General features: G+C 57.9%; 2 protein-coding genes. One reads left to right on the top strand and one right to left on the bottom strand.

What is annotated here, in order from left to right:
- Positions 1-46: 46 nt before the first annotated feature.
- Positions 47-2,935, bottom strand: coding sequence for a Tn3 family transposase (locus MK745_RS19590; protein ID WP_243614852.1), 2,889 nt, complete (start codon positions 2,933-2,935; stop codon positions 47-49).
- A 120-nt stretch (positions 2,936-3,055) separates the two neighbouring features.
- Here MK745_RS19590 and MK745_RS19585 point away from each other — a divergent pair, with 120 nt between their 5' ends.
- Complete coding sequence (locus MK745_RS19585) at positions 3,056-3,667, top strand: recombinase family protein (RefSeq protein WP_243614851.1); 612 nt, start codon at positions 3,056-3,058, stop codon at positions 3,665-3,667.
- The last annotated feature ends 34 nt before the right edge of the window (positions 3,668-3,701 follow it).

The raw sequence follows: 3,701 nt of genomic DNA, 5'->3' as shown, positions 1-3,701 counted from the left end.
GGGGTCTGCTCCGGCTGAGTGCAGAATGACACCCTAAGACCGGACGTCACCTGCTTTTCCACCTGTATTCGCCTGTGAGCAGGATATGAGCCCATCCGAGCGGCGAGATATGCGCCAGAAGGTCTGGCGAACAGTCGAGACCGGCTCGCTTTCTGGCCGCAACAGCGTGGCCAAGATGCTTGGTGTTCCAATAGATGATGATCGCTGCCAGCAGGTTCAGCCCGGCCATGCGGTAGTGCTGTCCTTCAGAGGTTCGGTCTCTGATTTCACCCTGGCGCCCGATGCGTAGAGCGTTTTTCAACGCGTGGTGGGCCTCACCTTTGTTCAAACCGATCTGAGCCCGTCGCTGCAGATCGGCGTCAAGCAGCCAGTCAACTATGAACAGAGTGCGCTCGATGCGACCGATCTCTCGCAGAGCAAGAGCCAACTCGTGCTGACGTGGATATGATGCAAACTTCCTCAACAACTGACTGGGCGGCATAACACCCGCCGCCATGGTAGCGACGGCGCGCAAGATGTCCGGCCAGTTTTCAGTAATTAGCGTTTCTCTGATCTTTCCGCCGACCAGTCGGCGGACTTCCTTCGGCGCAGCCACGGGATCGAAGAGATAGAGCCGTTTTGACGGCAAGTCGCGAATGCGGGGAACAAATCGATAAGACAGGAGCGCTGTCGCGGCAAAGACATGATCCGTGAAGCCGCCGGTGTCGGCATATTGCTCTTTGATTTTTCGCCCCGCCTCATTCATCAGCAACCCGTCCAGAATGTACGGAGCCTCGTTGACTGTTGCCGGGATGTTCTGAGTTGCGAACGGCCCGAACTGATCGGAGACGTGGGTATAGGCCTTCAAGCCAGGCTCTTGCCCATATTTCGCGTTGATAAGATTCATCGCCTCGCCATGCCGCGTTGTCGGAAAGAACTGACCGTCGCTTGATGCGCTTATGCCGCCGCCCCAGAACTGCGCCATCGGCAATTTGGCCTGTGCCTCGATCACCGTGGCGAGCGCCTGATTGATGGCATCGCTTTCAACATGCCAACGGGACAGACGCGAAAGTTGGAAATAATCGTGGGAACTGGTCGCCTCAGCCATTTTGCTGAGGCCGAGGTTCAATCCCTCGGCCAGCAGCACGTTCAGAAGCCCGATGCGATCCTTACAGGGCGCGCCGGTACGCAGGTGTGTGAAGGTTTCGGTGAACGCGATATCATCATCGATTTCCTGCAGAAGATCGGTGATCCGAACTGAAGGCAGACGGCCATAGAGATCAAGCACCATGCCGTCAGCATCCGCTGGGGTCTCCGCCGACAAGCGATCAACCTTGAGAATACCGTTCTCGATGGAACCGCCTGGGATAGCTCCGCTCCGGGCGGCCTTGGCCAAACGCTCCATGGATTCTGTCAATTTGGCCTTGCGATCATCGAGCCAGACCTCAGGCTCGAACGGCATCGTCAGGCGTGGCGACGCCTTTGCCGCTTCTATTGGCACAAGCGCTTGTTTCAGATCGGCGTAACGTCGGGAATGGGAGAGCCAGATATCGCCAGATCGGAAGGCTTCACGCACCTGGAACAGAACGGCGACCTCCCATAGCCGATTGTCTTTTGGGTCTTGAACATTGAGGTGGCGATGCCATTTCGAGGTTCGGCGCAGGAAGCCAACCTGACGGGGCGCATTGGTTTGATCATCGGCGATGACCTTTGTAGCTTGTATCAAAGGGGCCGCCACCGGCGCCGCACCGATGTCGAGCGCCCGCAGCATTCTAGGGCCATACCGCCGGAACCGATGGTACCCGTGAACGACATGAGTCAGGGCATCAGCCGCCATCGTGTCAGTCAACTCTGCAGCTGTTGTCACCATGCATTCGAGGTGAGACCAACCGCACGTAACGTCAATGGCCGCTTCAAGAGATGCGCCATCCGCCTTTGCCACCAGCAAGGCAGCGCCCAAATCCTTGAAGGAGCGCAAGGTCTCGCGCAGCGAAGATCGGGCGTCCGCGATACGTGCATCGGACAGCCTTTTCGCATCCCGCCAGGTCTTGCCAACAATCCGGTCGTGGGTCTCGATTACGGCGTCGGCAATGGCCGCCGTCCATTCCACCGCGCAGACAGCGAGGATTGCCAGACGCCGATCGCTGGTAATGTCTCGCAAACCGTCGGCAAAGTAGCGCTCGCCTTGGCGGCGAAGACGGGTGACACGGTGTGGTGGTACGTCGACCAAAATGTCCGGTGAGAGGCTTATGCCCTGCAGAAACTCCAACCGATCCAGAAGCCGCGATGCTCCCGCCGAGTTGCTGCCCACCTCGAAACGGCGAAGCCAGATAAACCGGGTGACATTGCCATCTGCAATCTCGGTCAACAGCGCATCCAGGCGTTCTTTCGTTCCATCGTCGATCCTGTTGGCGATCCGGCTTTCAATCCGGCGTTCCGCCGATACCAGCGCATCTGCACAAAGCCGTTCGATAACCGAGACACCGGGCAGGATCGTATGCGTCCGGCGGCACTCTTCAACAAAGCGGCGAGCTAGATCTTCGCTGGAACGGGCGGTTTCGGCTTCGCATTCAAGCCACGCTTTGAGACTGCGGGCGCCTTGGCCTGAGAACATCTTGAAGCCGTAAACCACACGAAGGTTGTGCAAATGCTGCTGGCGGGTTTGGCGGCGTGCGGCATATGGCAGGACATCGCCTGCACTCAACCCCAACTGAGCGGCGATGAAGCGCAGTATCTTTTCTGGAATAACCTCGTCGGATGACAATAGCCGCCCAGGATACCGCAACGCGCAGAGCTGCAATGCAAAGCCGATCTTGTTCTCTGGCCGCCGCCGTTCGTTGATGTGTTCGATATCGTCGTCTGCCAGCGTGTAATGCCGCAGCATAACCGCTTCGTCAGTCGGCAGGTCAAAAAGCGCCGCACGCTGGCGCTCGGTCAGTATGGTGCGATGCGCCATGTTTCTTTTGCTTTCTCTTTGGGGATTGCTTATCGATGATTGTGTAATGGATTAAGGAATACATGCCATGCCCGAAAGCTGGGGTTTCCTCCGCACATCTCAAACGTTCGTTTGTGAAACATGCTGATCGGATATGCACGCGTCTCCAAGGCCGATGGCAGCCAGTCCCTTGACTTGCAAAGGGACGCTTTGATCGCTGCGGGTGTAGATGAAGAGCAGATCTATTCCGATCAGGCCTCAGGTAAGAAAAACGACCGCCCGGGTCTCGAAGCGTGCCTGAAGGCTCTACGCGAAGGCGATGTCCTGGTGATCTGGAAACTGGACAGAATGGGCCGCAGTCTGAATCATCTGGTGAAAACGACGACCTTACTGTCAGAGCGGGGTGTTGGCCTGAAGGTGCTCACAGGCCAGGGAGCACAGATCGACACGACCACCGCAGCCGGTCGGCTGTCATTTGGGATCTTTGCCGCGCTCGCCGAATTTGAAAGCGAGTTGATCCGGGAACGCACCATGGCAGGGTTGCAGGCTGCCCGCGCGCGTGGTCGCAAAGGTGGTCGAAAGTTCGCACTCACCAAAGCCCAGGTCCGGATGGCGCAGGCAGCTATGGCGAACAGGGGCACGTCCGTTTCTGAGCTGTGCCGTGAACTGGGCGTGAAGCCTGTAACTCTGTATCGATACGTCGATCCCAAAGGCAATCTGCGCGACTACGGGAAACGCGTGCTGGGCACTTAGGGTGTCATTCTGCACTCAGCCGGAGCAGACCCCA

The sequence above is a fragment of the Shimia aestuarii genome, assembly GCF_022814865.1.
GTDB classification, from domain to species: Bacteria; Pseudomonadota; Alphaproteobacteria; order Rhodobacterales; family Rhodobacteraceae; genus Shimia; species Shimia aestuarii_A.
The sequence above is the reverse complement of the archived record's forward strand: the minus strand, read 5'-3'. Positions and strand labels throughout refer to the sequence as shown.